The organism is Pantoea sp. AG1095 (genome assembly GCF_003208415.1).
In the GTDB taxonomy this organism is placed as follows: Bacteria; Pseudomonadota; Gammaproteobacteria; order Enterobacterales; family Enterobacteriaceae; genus Pantoea; species Pantoea leporis.
Genome location: NZ_QKMJ01000001.1, coordinates 427,803 through 442,794 on the forward strand (window position 1 = coordinate 427,803; position 14,992 = coordinate 442,794).

The window sequence follows — 14,992 nt, forward strand, 5'->3', positions numbered from 1 at the left end:
GCGGGCCGCACAAGGCGGCGTTAGCGGGCGTCCTGCCGTAAAAGGTGATGATAGCCACGGTCAAACCATGCCAGACCGTGCGTTTCATCATTGCGTACCAGCGCCTGCACTTCGCAAAACAGAATGTCGTGCGTGCCCACGCTGACCACTTGCGCCACTTTGCAGTCAAACGACACCAGCGCGCCGTCTAATAGCGGTGAACCGCTGGCCAGCGTGTGCCAGTCAGCGGCGGCAAAGCGTTCTGCCATCGGCGTTTTGCCGCCAAATAGCGTCGAGAGATCTTCATGCCCGGCGGCCAGGGTGTTAACGCAGAGATAACCGTTGTCGCGAAAAATCGGCCACACCGACGCTGAGCGATTAAGACAAACCAGCAGCGTGGGCGGCGTATCAGTAACGCTGCACACCGCCGAGGCGGTAAATCCGGCGCGTCCAGCGGGACCGTCGGTGGTGATGATATTCACCGCCGCGCCTAAGCACGCCATCGCGTTACGAAACGCATCGCGTTCTACACCGGGTAAAATTGGCAGTTCATGCACGCTCATTGGCGGCTCCTGTGATTAGCTGGCCGCTCGCTGGGCAGGCGCAGCCGTATCGGCCAGCCAGCGCAGCAGCAGCGCATTAAAGTTGTCGGCATCGGTGACGCTCATCGCGTGTCCGCCCCAGGCCATCTCAATCAGGCTGCCGTTGGGCAGCGCCTGCGCCAGCTGCGGTGAGCAGCTCCACGGCACCAGCAGATCGTCCTGGCTGCAGATGGCTAACACTGGCTGGGAGATGCGCGCCACATGTGCGCGGAAATCCGCGCTTTTCAGCGCATGCAAGCGACGCAGCAGGTTTTCCATGCCCTGGAAATGGGCGACATGGTGCGCATCTTCAGCGTTAATGCGCTCCTGATTGCGCGCCAGCCATTCCGCGGGATAGAGGAACAGCGGTTGCGCACGCACAAAGGCTTCGACGCCGACGTTCATCAGCAGATCCTGACGCACCTGGAAGCAGCGCTGCGTGTGCGCATCCAGCGAAAGCCAGCCGTTGATCACTACCACGCGGCCCACGCGCTGCGGGAAGTCCAGCGCCAGCTGCAGGCCGATTAAGCCGCCCAGCGCATGGCCGATAATGTCGTAATGTTGAATGCCGTGCTGTTCCAGCGTTTCTGCCAGTTCCGCCGCCATCATCGTCATGCTGTAGCCGTCCGGCAGCGTATCGGCACTGCGGCCGGTACCGCGCTGATCGTATGTCACCACGCGATAATGCGGCGTCAGCGCCGCCAGCTGCGGTTGCCAGAAACCGGCGACGCCGCCTAAACCGGAAGCGAGCACCAGCGTCGGCGCATCTTCAGCGGTTGAACCCTGGATCTCCAGATGCATCAGGCCTCCTGTTTGCCGATATGCGCAACGGTGGCGATTTCGATCAGCGCATCCGGTTTCACTAAGCCGCACTGAATGCAGAAGCGCGCCGGTTTATCACCGGGGAAGTATTCGGCGTAGATCTGATTAATCGCTGCGTAGTTGCTCCAGTCGGTGAGAAAAATCGAGTTGAAGGTCACGTCGTCCATGGTGCCGCCGGCGGTTTCGATCACCTTTTTAATGGTCTCCAGCACGTGACGCGTTTGCGCGGCGGCATCACCGACGTGCACCACGTTGTTGTTGGCATCGAACGGCAAGGTGCCGGAGACGTAGACAACGCCGTCAGCTAAGGTGCCGGGCACGAATGGCGCAATGGGCGTACCGGTGCCGGGCGGAATAATCACACTTTTAGGCATGACGAAATCCTCTTCTTATCGGTTTGCAGGTGAATCGAAGCATTAGCTTTTCAGCGTTTCGCAGAAGGTGTCGGTATCGCTGACCCAGCCAAAAAACGTTTCGATATTGAAAATGGCCGCCTGTTGGGCAAATGCCGGGCCCGCCTGATAGGTCGCGTCTTCCAGCACCACGCCGAAATATTCCAGGAAGAAGCCGTCACGCAGCGTCGATTCCACGCAGACGTTGGTGGCGATGCCGGTAAACACCAGATGGCGGATGCCACGGCTGCGCAGCATGCTGTCGAGCGAGGTGTTGAAGAAGCCGCTGTAGCGCGGTTTCGGCAGTACAATATCGCCGGCCTGCGGCACCAGTTCATCGACCAGCGCATAATCCCAACCGCCTTTCGACAGCAGCGTGCCCTGTAACTCCGGGCGCTTGCGCATGGTTTTCAGCGCATTAGATTTGTGGAAGTTGGGGGATCCGGCATCACCGGCTTCAACGTATTGGTCGTCCCAACCGTTCTGGAACCAGATGATCTGCATCCCGGCGGCCCGCGCTGCGGTGACCGCCTGATGGATTTTGGCAATCACCGGTTTGGTAGCGGAGACATCAAAGCCCGCCAGATCGAGATAGCCGCCTTGCGTGGCGTAGGCGTTCTGCATATCCACCACAATCAGCGCACTTTGCGCTGGCGGCAGCGCGATGGCTTCCGGGCGCGCCGGCAAGGTGACGTTCGGTAAACTTGAGGTGTGGGCGCAAACAACGGTACTCATCAGGCAACCTCCTGCTGGGATGCGATTAAATCGTGGCGACACTGCATTAAGGGCTGGATACGTTCACCGAAATCTTCGATGCCTTGCAGGAAGTCATCGAAGGTGAGCAACACGCCTTGCGTGCCATCGACTAAAGCAACCTCATCCAACATTCGTGCCACATTGGCGTAAGAACCCACCAGCGTGCCCATGTTGATGTTAACGGCGGAGGTCGGATCGGCCATCTGGCGCACGTTGGTGTCGCTGCCAGATTTGGTGTCCTGCTGACTTTGCGTGGTGAGCCAGGCGAGCGCCTCTTCATCGGCACCGGCTTTGTAGTGTTCCCATTTGGCGCGTGCGGCTTCGTCGCTCTCGGCGGCGATGATCATAAACAGCACATAGGAACCGACGTCGCGCCCCGCTTTATCGGCAGCTTGCTTCATACGCGCGGCAGTTGGCGCGAAGGCAGTTGGCGTGTTGACGCCTTTGCCAAAGCAGAAGTTGTAATCGGCGTGCTGCGCCGAGAACGCCATGCCCGCATCGCTCTGACCGGCGCAAATCACTTTCATCGGTTTCTGCGGCTGCGGGCTGACGCGGCAATCGTTCATGGTAAAGAACTCGCCCTTGAAGTCGCTCTGGCCGGTGCCCCACAAATCGCGCAGCACGGTGACGTATTCGGTCAGATATTGGTAGCGGCTGGAGAAGTAAGCATCGCCCGGCCACAAGCCCATCTGCTCGTACTCGGGTTTTTGCCAGCCGGTAACGAGGTTGACGCCGAAGCGGCCATTGGAGATGGAATCAATGGTGGAGGCCATACGCGCCACAATCGCGGGCGGTAAGGTTAGCGTGGCGGCGGTGGCGTAGATCTCAATGCGTGAGGTCACCGCCGCGAGTCCCGCCATCAGCGTGAAGGATTCGAGGTTGTGATCCCAAAACTCGGTTTTGCCGCCAAAGCCGCGCAGTTTAATCATCGAAAGGGCAAAGTCGAAATGATAATGCTCTGCTTTCAGCACGATCTCTTTGTTCAGTTCAAAAGTCGGTTTGTACTGCGGCGCATGGGTGGAGATCAGCCAGCCGTTATTACCAATCGGGATAAAGACGCCAATTTTCATGTGAAACCTCTCTGCATTAGACGGGGACTGCTTCACGCGCTGCGCTGCTTCCTGCACGCATCCTGCGGGCGGCGCTCCATCACAAAATTGCAAAGGCTGTGCCACATTTTTAAAAGAGATAAATAACAATGCGTTAAAAGTATCGCCTGTTCTAAACTGGAGTAATTGGTCCATTTCAGACCGTTTGGTCAAAACGTTCTGCACGTTTTCCATGCGCCGCGTGGTCAAAAAAGGTGCAGGCGGGCGATTAGGCAGGAAAGAAGCCCTTTGTTATGATGCGTTGACGCAGGACGGAAGAGGTAACAGTGTGAAAAGCGATGAAAAAAAACCGGGACGCCGTTCGCGAGCGGTCGCCGCAAAGCGGGCAGCCATTCTGGAAGCGGCGTTAACCTTCTTCTCGCAATACGGTATTCACGGCACCAGCCTGGATAAAGTGGCGGAGCGCGCTGACGTCTCCAAAACCAATTTGCTGTATTACTATCCGTCGAAAGAAGTGCTGTATGTGGCGGTTTTAAAAGAAATTCTTGATGTGTGGCTGGCGCCGCTGCGCGCGCTGCAGCACGATCACGATCCTCTGACCGCGATACGTCAATACATTCGCCTTAAGCTGGAAGTCTCGCGCGATCATCCGCAAGCTTCACGGTTGTTCTGCCTTGAGATGTTGCAGGGCGCGCCGCTGCTGAAAGGTGAACTGGCCGGTGATTTAAAAGCGCTGGTGGATGAGAAAGCGGCGATTATCGAACAGTGGATCGCCGAAGGTCGGTTGGCGGGTGTGCAGCCGCAGCACCTGTTTTTCCTGCTATGGGCGACTACGCAGCACTATGCGGATTTCGCCTCACAGGTGGAAGCGATTACCGGCCAGACGTTGAACGATGCGGCGTTTTTTGAACAGACGCTGGAAAACGTGCAGCGCATGATAATTGAAGGGATCCGCGTGCGCTGATCCCGCGTTTTCAAGGAGAGAGCATGGATTCGTTATCACAACTGACGTTAGGCGCGGCGGTCACCGTTGCGGTGATGGGCAAGCGCGTCCCGCTGTGGCAAGCGGCGCTGGTGGGCGCGGTGGCGGGCACCTTGCCGGATCTCGACGTGTTTATCGATCACGGCGATGCCATCCGCAATATGACGCTGCATCGCACCGAAAGTCATGCGCTGATAATCCTCACCTTAATTGCACCGCTGCTCGGCTGGCTGGTGGCCGGTGCGACACGCAGTCGCGCGCACTGGCGCGGCTGGACGCTGGCGATGTGGCTGGCGCTGGTGACGCATCCGCTGCTGGATCTCACCACCGTTTACGGTACGCAGCTGGGCCTGCCGCTCACCGATTTCCCTTATGCCATTGGCAGCATGTATATCATCGATCCGTTGTATACCTTGCCGTTGCTGATTGCGCTGCTCGTCGCCCTGTGGCGACGCGATGCTGTGGGCTTGCGCTGGAATCAGGCGGGATTATTGGTGAGTACGCTTTATCTCGGCTGGAGCATGGTGGCACAGAGCATGGCGACGCAACACATTGAGCAAGCGCTGGCGCAGCAATCAGTGCAGCCGGAGCAACTACTGGTGACGCCGACCGCGTTTAATACGCTGGTATGGCGCACGGTGATCATGACGCCAGAGCGTTACGGCGAAGCCTATTGGTCGCTGTTGTCACCGGGGCGTTCGCTGCAGATAAGCTGGCACGATCGTCAACCCGCGCTGTTTGCGCCGTTCAAAGGGCAATGGCACGCCGAGCGTGTAGCGTGGTTTAGTCATGGGTTTTACGCAATGAAGCAGCAGGGCGATCGCACGTTGATCAGCGATTTGCGGATGGGGGAAGAGCCGGATTACACCTTTACCTTCAATCTGGGATCGCCGCAGTCGCCGGAGCTAGCACCGCAGCGTGAACCTTCGGTGCGTCCTGCATTGGGTGAGGCGTGGCGTAAGCTGCGGGAGAGATTGTGACTTCGTGGTGAAGCGCGTTTGCTGATGAGGTGCGCTTTCTGTCAAAAAAGAAAAAGGCTGCACTTTCTTTCAAAAGGCAGCCTTAACGTAGCCGTGATAAATCAGGCTTTACGACGACGTAACAACCAGCCCATGGTCAGCATCACAAACCACAGCGGCGTGACCATCAGCGCCTGACGGGTATCTTCCTGCAGCGTCAGCAGCACCAGCACAAAGGCGAAGAACGCCATGCATACCCAGCACATAAACTTGCCCAGCGGCATTTTGAACTTCGATTCAGCATGACGCTGTGGATGCTGCTTACGATACGCCAGATAGCTGCACAGGATGATAGTCCAGACGAACATAAACAGAATTGCCGACACCGTAGTAACCATGGTGAACACCGTCATCACATCCGGAATCAGGTAGATTAGCGCCACACCCGCCAGCAGACACAGGCAGGAGAAGAACAGGCCAGTGGTTGGCACCGCACGCGCCGAGAGGCGACCAAAGGCTTTATGCGCCACGCCTTGTTCCGCCAGGCCGAACAACATGCGGCTGGTGGAGAAGATACCGCTATTGGCGGACGAGGCGGCGGAGGTCAGCACCACGAAATTGACGATGCTGGCGGCGGCAGGCAAGCCGATCAGCACAAACATCTCAACGAACGGGCTGCGATTCGCCAGCACCTGATTCCACGGCGTTACCGCCATAATCACCATCAGCGCCAGCACGTAAAACATAATAATGCGCAGCGGAATGGCGTTAATTGCACGCGGCAGAACTTTGTGCGGATCCTTGGTTTCTGCCGCCGCGGTGCCGACCAGCTCAATGCCGACAAAGGCGAAAACCGCAATCTGGAAGCCGGCAAAGAAGCCGCTCAAGCCTTTCGGGAACATGCCGCCGTGATCCCAGATGTTGCTCAGGGACGCGGTGCCACCGTTCGGCGACGGATAATGCATGCTCACCAGCACAATGCCGGTGATGATCAGCGCCACAATGGCGACGATTTTGATAATCGCGAACCAGAACTCCATCTCACCAAACAGCTTCACCGTAGCGATATTCAATGCCAGGAAGACAAAGACGCACAGCAGGGCGCTCATCCAGATGGAGAAGTCCGGGAACCACAGCTGGAAATAGGCGCTGATGGCCACCACGTCGGCAATGCCGGTCACCACCCAACAGAACCAGTACGTCCAGCCGGTAAAATAGCCCGCCCACGGACCGAGTAAATCGGCAGCGAAATCGCTAAAGGATTTGTATTCGAGGTTGGACAACAGCAGTTCGCCCATGGCGCGCATGACGAAGAACAGCATAAAGCCAATGATCATGTAGACGAAAATGATCGACGGGCCCGCGAGGCTGATGGTTTTACCCGAACCCATAAACAGCCCGGTGCCGATGGCGCCACCGATAGCAATTAACTGAATGTGACGATTATGCAGGTTACGCTGGAGTTTATCCGGCTGTTCGGCCGTAGCGAGCGCCTCTTTTGATTGATCAACCATAAATTTTTCTTTCCTGTCGAGATGTTGTGTCAGCTCTATTGGCTGTTTTGCCCGTCATACTTCAAGCCGCAGATGCGTTGGCTACGCGTGTTCACCCCAGGAACTGACTAAATTAAGCTCCCAATGATTCACACACTTGCCGCCTTCCTGCGGCTCACATTATTTAGGGCATTCGTTATGAGCCTTTGTCCAGGCAAGTGGCATAAGATAGTGGAAAGCCAACCCGTTTCGGTAATGGTTTTTCCCCCTTTGTGACCTTTTACGTGCTTTGCTCTGTCAGTAATTATTTACAGAGTTTAAAGCGCAGTCATTTTGCGTAAATCTTCAACAATTAAGCGATTTACGTCACTTTCCGCGCACATGACTTCTACAATTGTTAGTTCATTTCATCAGGAAAAGTGAGGCATTGTGCGCGCTCTGTTCGCCGTCGCGTTGCTGGCTGTATGCGGCTGGTTTAGTTTGCCGTGGTTGAAAACGCATCTGCCGCCTCAGTGGAACCCCTTTACACCGCTCAACGTTACCGATCCGCCCGGTTGGATGACGCGTTACAAGCTAAAAAAGCTGAGTGGCGATCCGGCTGCCTGCCTGGCGGTGATGCGGCAAGCCAGTGAACAGCGGCTGGTGCAGTTTCGTGCCGTGCCGCCAATGCAAGGGAATTGCCCGATTGAGCAGCCGCTACGCATCAGCGGCTACGGTGACGTCACGCTGAGCAGCAGTTTTCTCGCCAGCTGTCCGATGGCGGTGGCCAGCACCATGTTTGTGATTAACAGCGACAGCGCATTACGTCAGGCCGGTTTTAACAGTCCGCTGAAACGCATTGCCCATGTTGGCAGCTACGCCTGTCGCAATATTTATCATCGTCAGGAAGGGCGTTTGAGTGAGCACGCCAGCGCCGATGCCTGGGATATTACCGGATTTAAGCTGGCAAATGGGCGTTGGTTGCAGGTAGGAAAAAACTGGCAACAGCCTGAGGATGCGGCGTCAGGACTGCATGCGCTGTGGCGTAACGGCTGTGCGACGTTCGGTAATGCGCTGGGGCCCGATTATAACGCCGCGCATGCCAGCCATTTTCATCTTGGCATGCGCGGTTCGGGTTACTGCCGTTAGCTATACCGCAGGATTAAGCCCACGTTTTATCAGGAAATGATTAGCCGGCCAGGAGAAAATAAAGCCAATCATTATGGCCAGTTGCAGCATAAACCAGAATGCCGCCAGCAGCGGATTGACCTGCTCGTTCAGCACAAACTTTAGGGCCAACGCCATAAAGATAAAAATACCTAATTGAAAAATCAGCAGGGGGAAAATTTCGGTTTTCAGCGCCAAATATAATGCGCTGCCAAATGAATGTTTTTCACGTTGGCGAATCGCCAGAAATTGAAAAAGTAATCCCATAAACAATGAAGCGATAACGCAAATAAGCGCCTGCATCCCTATCGTCGGATTAATGGCAAAGTGTTTTAGTAAAGTGACTATCGGGATTGTCATTATATCGCCAAATATACAAGCCGCTGCGGATAATGACGTGGAAATAAATATAGTTTGCCAGCTGGCGTTACTGCGTATTTTTTGTGGAACCAATAGCGCAAGTTTTTGCTGTTGTGATGGTTTACGGCCTAAGTACCACCAGACGATCCAGCCAATAAAAGGCATATACAAACCGGTTAATGGCCAAATGATATTCATCACCGCCACCGGATGTGGATGGCGAAAAAGATCTTTTAAAATCATCAGGGCAGTGCAGACGCCCAAAACAAGGAAAGGTAATGCAAACTGGTTCAACATAGTCAGTTCCGCTAAGTTTCCCACCTACATGCGACAATGCGCCTGAGCCTTACTGCAGCACTGTCTTCCAATGCATCTTTTCACTCCGCTAGCATTAAGCGTAGCCGTTAATCAGCGTGAGAGAAATCACATCATTACTTAATGTATTATCTTAACCGCAGAAATAGGTGGGATTAACATTAAGTCAAAACTCATTCACCGTACAAACCCCTTTCACAGCAAAACAATCTGCTTTTTGCATCAATAATTTTAGTTAATGACGATGCTAAAAATTTATCAATCTAACGATCATTTTCAATCAAATGGATGATTGAAACTACTTCAGAAAAATCCTATTCTAATCCGCTGAGGAATTAAAGTTGTGAACCTGTTAACAATTAACGTGAACTTACACATCTCCATTACGTTAACGCATTGACAGTAGAAGAGTTATGCTAGCTGCTGGCAAATTTGCTCCTTTTTCAATCAATATTTTTTGTCTGGCTAATTTATTTTTTGCGTTAACACGAACTAATTTCAGAATGTAAAAGCGTGAAACAGCGCTAAGGCAATAATGACGACCGATAATTATTTCGTCTGGCGAGGCGAAATGGAAAATGAATTTCTGGCGCTAACGCAAGTGACGCAATTGAAATCCCTGTTGCAACAGCAGATTGAAAAGCTGGGTTTCGATTACTTCGCTTTTTTGGTTCAGCATCCGGTGCCCTTTACCCGGCCGCGCTTGTTTTTGTTCAGTACATACCCGGAAGGCTGGGTAAAACGCTACGAAAGCGAGAACTATTATAAGGTCGATCCGGTGCTATTACTCTGTCAGCGGCCGGGACGGGGTGTTGAATGGACGCGCGATTTATTTACCGGTGCGGGCAATTTGTGGGCAGAAGCCAACGCTGCGGGATTAATGAGCGGCTTTTCCTGCTCAGCAATGGCACCAAATCGTACCATTGGTATATTATCTATTGCATCGACACTTCACAGTAAGACCCAACACTTGCGCATAGAGCTTGAGGTGAAACTGCATCTTCTGGCGGAACTGAGTTTGCGCGTGTTGGAGCGTTTGAATGACGATTCTATGGTCGTTTTATCTAACGATTTTAGTCAGCGTGAATTAGAAATCCTGAAATGGACGGCGGAAGGAAAAACGTCGGCGGAAATTTCACTTATTTTAGCCATATCTGAACATACGGTGAATTTTCACCAAAAGAATATGCAAAAGCGTTTTAATGTTTCCAATAAAACGCAGATTGCCTGTTATGCCGCTGCGGTTGGCCTGATATAGCGAAAAAGCAACTACTAATTTTAGTAGTTCCTTCTCCCGTGTCAGTTGTCTACCCTGCGCGCAACGTTGCCAGGCTGGCTCAAAGAAATCATTGCATACATGGGGATGTCAGAGGCGCATGATGAAAGTAATTCAAACACAGCTTAAGGATATGCCGTCCTCACTGTTGGCAGAACTGGGAACGTATCGCTATAGCGTGTTTGCGCGCGGCGAAGGGTGGTCGATTCCACCGCGATTGAGTACGCCAGGGCAAGAGTACGATCGTTTTGATCGTTCGGATGTCACCTGGTTGATTGCCTGGAACGCTCGTCAGGGTATTTGCGGCTGCGCACGTTTGTTGCCGTGGCATGAACCTGAGGTGCCGGAAGGTTTTGTTCTGCCTTTCGATCAGGAAAAGGTATGGGAAATGTCGCGCTTCTCGGCGCGCCTTGAGGTGGACGCGGAGCTACCGCTGAGTATTTTGTGGCACTCGGTGCAATTAGCAGAACTGAGCGGCATGGAGTATTTGATCAGTTCGGCGACGCCAATGCTTGAGAAGATGTTCGAACAGCATCAGGTAGTCTACGAGCCGCTCTCACCGGGCTTGATCCAATCTGAAGACAATCTGTTTGCCATTCGCATTCCGGTTGATCAACCGGCGCTGGCGGAGAAATATCGGGGTACACGACGCTTTAGCCCGGAAGAGGTGCTGCCGTCGCTGGGTGTTTCAGTAAACTGGCAATCACACAGCTAAATACCCCGCGCATTTCGCGCGGGGCACATCGCTTATTGACGGTAAGCGGTTTTGATCTGACGAATTGTATTATTAAACACTTCCGCCTGCGGCTTATCGCCTAACGAAGCTTGCACATAACGCTCCATGTTGATGATCACCTTACCGGCATCGGCTTGACCCATTCCTTTCAGAATCAGCGTCACCATCATTTTCAGACAGGCGACTTCGTCGGCCAGCGCCTGCGTGTCTCGTGAAGTTGCGAAATCTTCATCACTCATAATTGACTCCTTGGGGGTGTTACTCAATGTTGACACATTCTTCCTGTGCGTAAGAAAGAGAGTATATCATAGCGTTTTCAGATGAATTTTAATGAAGCGAAGCGGTAAAAGTCAGACCGCTTTTTAATTGCGCATTGCGCTATTTATCAGCAACCAGAATTAGCGTTTAGCTGTTATTTACCAGGCGATCGGAATGCGTCAATAAAATCGAGCTATAAATCATAACTTAATGATATTAATAACAATTTAACTTATCTCATTTTGCATCTTATTGCCCTGTGCAGTAAAAGCTGGATCAAAGAAATGTTATTGATTTGCATCAGTTCATTTGAGATTTATCTGTGACTGTAGATGTTTTTTCCACCTGAAAACCGGTAAGATGACCGTTCTGAAATATATTTCCCTTTCTTAACCTGCGGAGTACGTCCCGTTGATCAGCCTGCTTCTTGTTGATGACCATGAACTGGTACGCGCCGGTATTCGCCGCATTCTGGAAGATATGAAAGGCCTCGTTATTGCGGGTGAAGCGGCGTGCGGTGAAGACGCCGTGAAATGGTGCCGCAGCAATCCGGTTGACGTAGTGCTGATGGACATGAACATGCCCGGTATTGGCGGCCTGGAAGCGACACGCAAAATTGTGCGCTTTAACCCGGATATCCGCATCATCATGCTCACCATTCATACCGAAAATCCACTGCCGGCGAAGGTAATGCAGGCGGGCGCAGCGGGTTATCTCAGTAAAGGCGCCGCGCCGCAGGAAGTGGTGAGTGCGATTCGCTCGGTGCATTCAGGGCAACGCTATATCGCTTCGGATATTGCTCAGCAAATGGCACTTAGCCAGATCGAACCGCAAAAAGCCGAATCCCCCTTCAGCTGTTTGTCGGAAAGGGAATTGCAGATTATGCTGATGATCACACGCGGGCAGAAAGTGACGGAAATTTCCGAACAACTCAGTCTCAGCCCGAAAACCGTTAACAGTTACCGCTATCGCATGTTCAGCAAGTTGAATATCAGTGGCGACGTCGAGTTAACGCATTTGGCCATTCGACATGGCCTGTTCAATGCGGAGCCATTAATCAGTAGTGAGTGACGTTTTCGATTCCAAAGCCTTTCTCAGCACCGTGACCAGCCAACCCGGCGTCTACCGTATGTACGATGCGGCCGGTACGGTGATCTATGTTGGTAAAGCCAAAGACCTTAAAAAGCGCCTGACCAGCTACTTCCGTACGCAGGTGGGCAGTCGCAAAACTGAAGTTCTGGTCAGCAACATTCAGAACATCGACGTCACCGTGACGCACACCGAAACGGAAGCGCTGCTGCTGGAGCATAACTACATCAAGCTCTACCAGCCGCGCTATAACGTGCTGCTGCGCGATGACAAATCCTATCCTTACATTTTCCTCAGTGGCGATAGCCATCCACGTCTGGCGATGCACCGTGGCGCGAAGCACGCCAAAGGCGAATACTTTGGCCCGTTTCCGAACGGCTATGCGGTACGTGAAACCCTCGCGCTGCTGCAAAAGGTATTCCCGATTCGCCAGTGTGAAAACAGCGTGTATCGCAACCGCTCGCGCCCGTGTTTGCAGTATCAAATTGGCCGCTGCCTTGGACCCTGCGTTTCCGGCTTGGTTAGCGAAGAGGAGTATGCGCAGCAAACCGATTACGTGCGTTTGTTCCTCGCGGGGAAAGATGATCAGGTGATTAATCAGCTGGTCAAGCGCATGGAAAATGCCAGTGAGGAACTGCGTTTTGAAGAGGCCGGGATTTTACGCGACCAGATTCAAGCGGTAAGACGCGTAACCGAGCGGCAATTTGTCTCCAATCAGGGTGAAGACCTGGATGTGATGGGCGTGGCCTTTGATGCTGGCATGGCTTGCTTGCACGTGCTGTTTATCCGTCAGGGCAAAGTGCTCGGCAGCCGCAGCTACTTCCCGAAAGTACCTGCCGATACCGAACTGACCGAAGTGGTACAAACCTTTGTCGGGCAGTTCTATCTGCAAGGCAGTGAAGCGCGCACTTTGCCGGCGGAAATTCTGCTGGACTTTACACTACCGGAACGTGAGCTGCTGGCGGAATCGCTGAGCGCGCTGGCGGGACGTAAAGTGAACATTCAAAGTAAGCCGCGTGGTGACCGTGCACGCTACCTGAAACTGGCGCGCACCAATGCGGCAACGGCACTGACTACCAAGCTGTCGCAGCATTCGACCATTCAGCAGCGTCTGGCGGCGCTGGCGACGTTCCTTGAGCTCGACACCATTCATCGCATGGAGTGCTTTGACATCAGTCACACCATGGGCGAGCAGACCATTGCGTCGTGCGTGGTGTTCAACCGTGATGGTCCGCTGCGTTCGGATTACCGTCGCTACAACATTGAGGGCATCACGCCGGGCGATGATTACGCGGCGATGAATCAGGTGCTGCGCCGTCGTTACGGCAAAGCGCTGGAAGAGGACAAAATCCCCGACGTGATCATCATCGACGGCGGTAAAGGTCAGTTAGCGCAGGCGAAACAGGTTTTCGCCGAGTTGAATGTACCCTGGGATAAAGATCGTCCGATTTTACTCGGCGTGGCGAAGGGTAGCGATCGTAAAGCCGGGCTGGAAACGCTGTTCTTTGAAGCGGAAGGTGAGGGCGTTTCCTTACCGCCGGACTCGCCTGCGCTGCATGTGATTCAGCATATTCGTGATGACTCTCACAATCATGCGATTTCAGGTCACCGGAAAAAACGCGCCAAAGTGAAGAACACCAGCGCGTTGGAAAGTATTGAAGGCGTGGGGCCCAAACGGCGCCAGCAGCTGCTCAAGTATATGGGTGGCCTGCAACCGCTGATGAATGCCAGCGTCGACGAGATTGCTAAAGTGCCGGGAATTTCCACCGCGCTGGCGGAAAAAATCTACTACTCACTGAAACACTAACGTTGAAAGAGGGGGGGCAATGTAGCAACATACATGAAACCCTACTCACACCAGACAGTTACTGGCATATGCAATTTAACATTCCGACGTGTCTTACCCTGTTTCGAGTCGTACTTATTCCCTTTTTTGTCCTGGCGTTTTATCTGCCATTTCAATGGGCTCCCTTTGCTACTGCACTGATCTTTGTGATTGCTGCGGTTACTGACTGGTTTGATGGTTTTTTAGCGCGTCGCTGGAAGCAGACCACGCGTTTTGGCGCGTTCCTCGATCCGGTTGCGGATAAAGTGCTGGTAGCGATTGCGCTGGTGCTGGTGGCAGAGCATTTCCACGCGTGGTGGATTACGCTGCCTGCGGCAACCATGATCGCGCGTGAAATCATTATCTCTGCGCTGCGTGAGTGGATGGCGGAGATCGGCAAACGCAGCAGCGTGGCGGTGTCGTGGATCGGCAAGGTGAAAACCACCGCGCAGATGTTCTCGCTGTTTGCCCTGCTGTGGCGTCCAGAAGCCACGGTGGTTGGCGTGGGTGTGGTCGCACTGTACATCGCAGCCGTGCTGACGTTCTGGTCAATGTTCCAGTATTTAAGCGCAGCGCGCGGCGATTTGCTCGATAGCTGATCGATGCGATTTAAAAAGCAGCAAACGGACGCAGTGTGTGGATAATTCTGTTGACTCACTGCGTCAGATAAGTAGAATGCATCGCATCGAACGGCAGCGAGCCTGCAAGAAGCTGAATAAAATCAGCAAGTTCGATGAAGAAATACAGAATCGAGTATTTCAATTTGTAGCAAGGCAGCAACTGAACGAATCACAGAGAGCTTACTTCAGTAAGTGACCTGTGTGAGTGAAGGAAGCTAAAGCAGCAACAAATTGAAAGACGAAGATTATGCGGGAATAGCTCAGTTGGTAGAGCACGACCTTGCCAAGGTCGGGGTCGCGAGTTCGAGTCTCGTTTCCCGCTCCAAATTTAGTGGTTCGTATTCAACGGATTAC

The 14,992-nt window shown here is 53.3% G+C and carries 16 protein-coding genes and 1 tRNA gene; 9 read left to right on the top strand and 8 right to left on the bottom strand.

Annotated features, from left to right (window positions below; translation table 11 throughout):
- Positions 1-20 precede the first annotated feature (20 nt).
- The 5 genes from rutF to rutA are packed head-to-tail and all read right to left on the bottom strand — an operon-like array spanning position 21 to position 3,600.
- Positions 21-542 (bottom strand): NADH-dependent FMN reductase RutF, encoded by a 522-nt coding sequence (gene rutF, locus DEU53_RS02035; RefSeq protein WP_110865878.1) that lies wholly within the window; start codon positions 540-542, stop codon positions 21-23.
- A 15-nt stretch (positions 543-557) separates the two neighbouring features.
- Positions 558-1,361, bottom strand: coding sequence for a pyrimidine utilization protein D (rutD, locus tag DEU53_RS02040; protein ID WP_110865879.1), 804 nt, complete (start codon positions 1,359-1,361; stop codon positions 558-560).
- On the bottom strand, positions 1,361-1,756 hold the full coding sequence (rutC, locus tag DEU53_RS02045; protein WP_110865880.1) for a pyrimidine utilization protein C: 396 nt from the start codon (positions 1,754-1,756) through the stop codon (positions 1,361-1,363). The genes rutD and rutC overlap by 1 nt, the downstream gene beginning before the upstream one ends.
- Before the next feature lie 42 nt (positions 1,757-1,798).
- Positions 1,799-2,509, bottom strand: a complete 711-nt coding sequence (gene rutB / locus DEU53_RS02050; RefSeq protein ID WP_110865881.1) for a pyrimidine utilization protein B — start codon at positions 2,507-2,509, stop codon at positions 1,799-1,801.
- On the bottom strand, positions 2,509-3,600 hold the full coding sequence (rutA, locus tag DEU53_RS02055) for a pyrimidine utilization protein A (protein ID WP_049851054.1): 1,092 nt from the start codon (positions 3,598-3,600) through the stop codon (positions 2,509-2,511). Before rutA ends, rutB begins: the two co-directional genes overlap by 1 nt.
- A gap of 307 nt (positions 3,601-3,907) precedes the next feature.
- Here rutA and rutR point away from each other — a divergent pair, with 307 nt between their 5' ends.
- Both rutR and DEU53_RS02065 read left to right on the top strand, forming a co-directional pair.
- A complete protein-coding gene (gene rutR / locus DEU53_RS02060; protein WP_110865882.1) occupies positions 3,908-4,543 on the top strand; it encodes an HTH-type transcriptional regulator RutR in 636 nt (211 codons plus the stop codon).
- A gap of 23 nt (positions 4,544-4,566) precedes the next feature.
- Positions 4,567-5,541, top strand: coding sequence for a metal-dependent hydrolase (locus tag DEU53_RS02065; RefSeq protein ID WP_110865883.1), 975 nt, complete (start codon positions 4,567-4,569; stop codon positions 5,539-5,541).
- Positions 5,542-5,642: 101 nt separating this feature from the next.
- On the opposite strand, the gene cycA is transcribed toward DEU53_RS02065, so the two are convergent.
- Complete coding sequence (cycA, locus tag DEU53_RS02070; RefSeq protein WP_101760901.1) at positions 5,643-7,034, bottom strand: D-serine/D-alanine/glycine transporter; 1,392 nt, start codon at positions 7,032-7,034, stop codon at positions 5,643-5,645.
- Positions 7,035-7,442: 408 nt separating this feature from the next.
- Here cycA and DEU53_RS02075 point away from each other — a divergent pair, with 408 nt between their 5' ends.
- Positions 7,443-8,141, top strand: a complete 699-nt coding sequence (locus DEU53_RS02075) for an extensin family protein (protein ID WP_110865884.1) — start codon at positions 7,443-7,445, stop codon at positions 8,139-8,141.
- Here the strand turns inward: DEU53_RS02075 and DEU53_RS02080 are convergent, their stop codons facing one another.
- Positions 8,142-8,816, bottom strand: coding sequence for a DUF4396 domain-containing protein (locus DEU53_RS02080; RefSeq protein WP_110865885.1), 675 nt, complete (start codon positions 8,814-8,816; stop codon positions 8,142-8,144).
- 553 nt (positions 8,817-9,369) lie between these two features.
- On the opposite strand from DEU53_RS02080, the gene sdiA reads away from it, so the two are divergent.
- Together sdiA and DEU53_RS02090 are read left to right on the top strand one after the other, a co-directional pair.
- On the top strand, positions 9,370-10,092 hold the full coding sequence (gene sdiA, locus DEU53_RS02085) for a transcriptional regulator SdiA (RefSeq protein WP_101760898.1): 723 nt from the start codon (positions 9,370-9,372) through the stop codon (positions 10,090-10,092).
- A gap of 121 nt (positions 10,093-10,213) precedes the next feature.
- Entirely contained in the window at positions 10,214-10,825 is a 612-nt protein-coding gene (locus DEU53_RS02090) for an acyl-homoserine-lactone synthase (protein ID WP_008102322.1), read from the top strand.
- Positions 10,826-10,857: 32 nt separating this feature from the next.
- On the opposite strand, the gene DEU53_RS02095 is transcribed toward DEU53_RS02090, so the two are convergent.
- Positions 10,858-11,085, bottom strand: coding sequence for a DUF2594 family protein (locus DEU53_RS02095; protein WP_007887303.1), 228 nt, complete (start codon positions 11,083-11,085; stop codon positions 10,858-10,860).
- A gap of 430 nt (positions 11,086-11,515) precedes the next feature.
- On the opposite strand from DEU53_RS02095, the gene uvrY reads away from it, so the two are divergent.
- The 4 genes from uvrY (at position 11,516) to DEU53_RS02120 (ending at position 14,963) form a co-directional block, all read left to right on the top strand.
- Positions 11,516-12,175, top strand: a complete 660-nt coding sequence (gene uvrY / locus DEU53_RS02100) for a UvrY/SirA/GacA family response regulator transcription factor (protein WP_008102320.1) — start codon at positions 11,516-11,518, stop codon at positions 12,173-12,175.
- Complete coding sequence (gene uvrC / locus DEU53_RS02105; RefSeq protein WP_110865886.1) at positions 12,168-14,000, top strand: excinuclease ABC subunit UvrC; 1,833 nt, start codon at positions 12,168-12,170, stop codon at positions 13,998-14,000. Before uvrY ends, uvrC begins: the two co-directional genes overlap by 8 nt.
- 68 nt (positions 14,001-14,068) lie before the next feature.
- Positions 14,069-14,617: a CDP-diacylglycerol--glycerol-3-phosphate 3-phosphatidyltransferase gene (gene pgsA, locus DEU53_RS02110; protein WP_008102316.1), complete on the top strand. Its 549-nt coding sequence runs from the start codon at positions 14,069-14,071 to the stop codon at positions 14,615-14,617.
- 270 nt (positions 14,618-14,887) lie between these two features.
- Positions 14,888-14,963, top strand: a tRNA-Gly gene (locus DEU53_RS02120).
- Positions 14,964-14,992 lie beyond the last annotated feature (29 nt).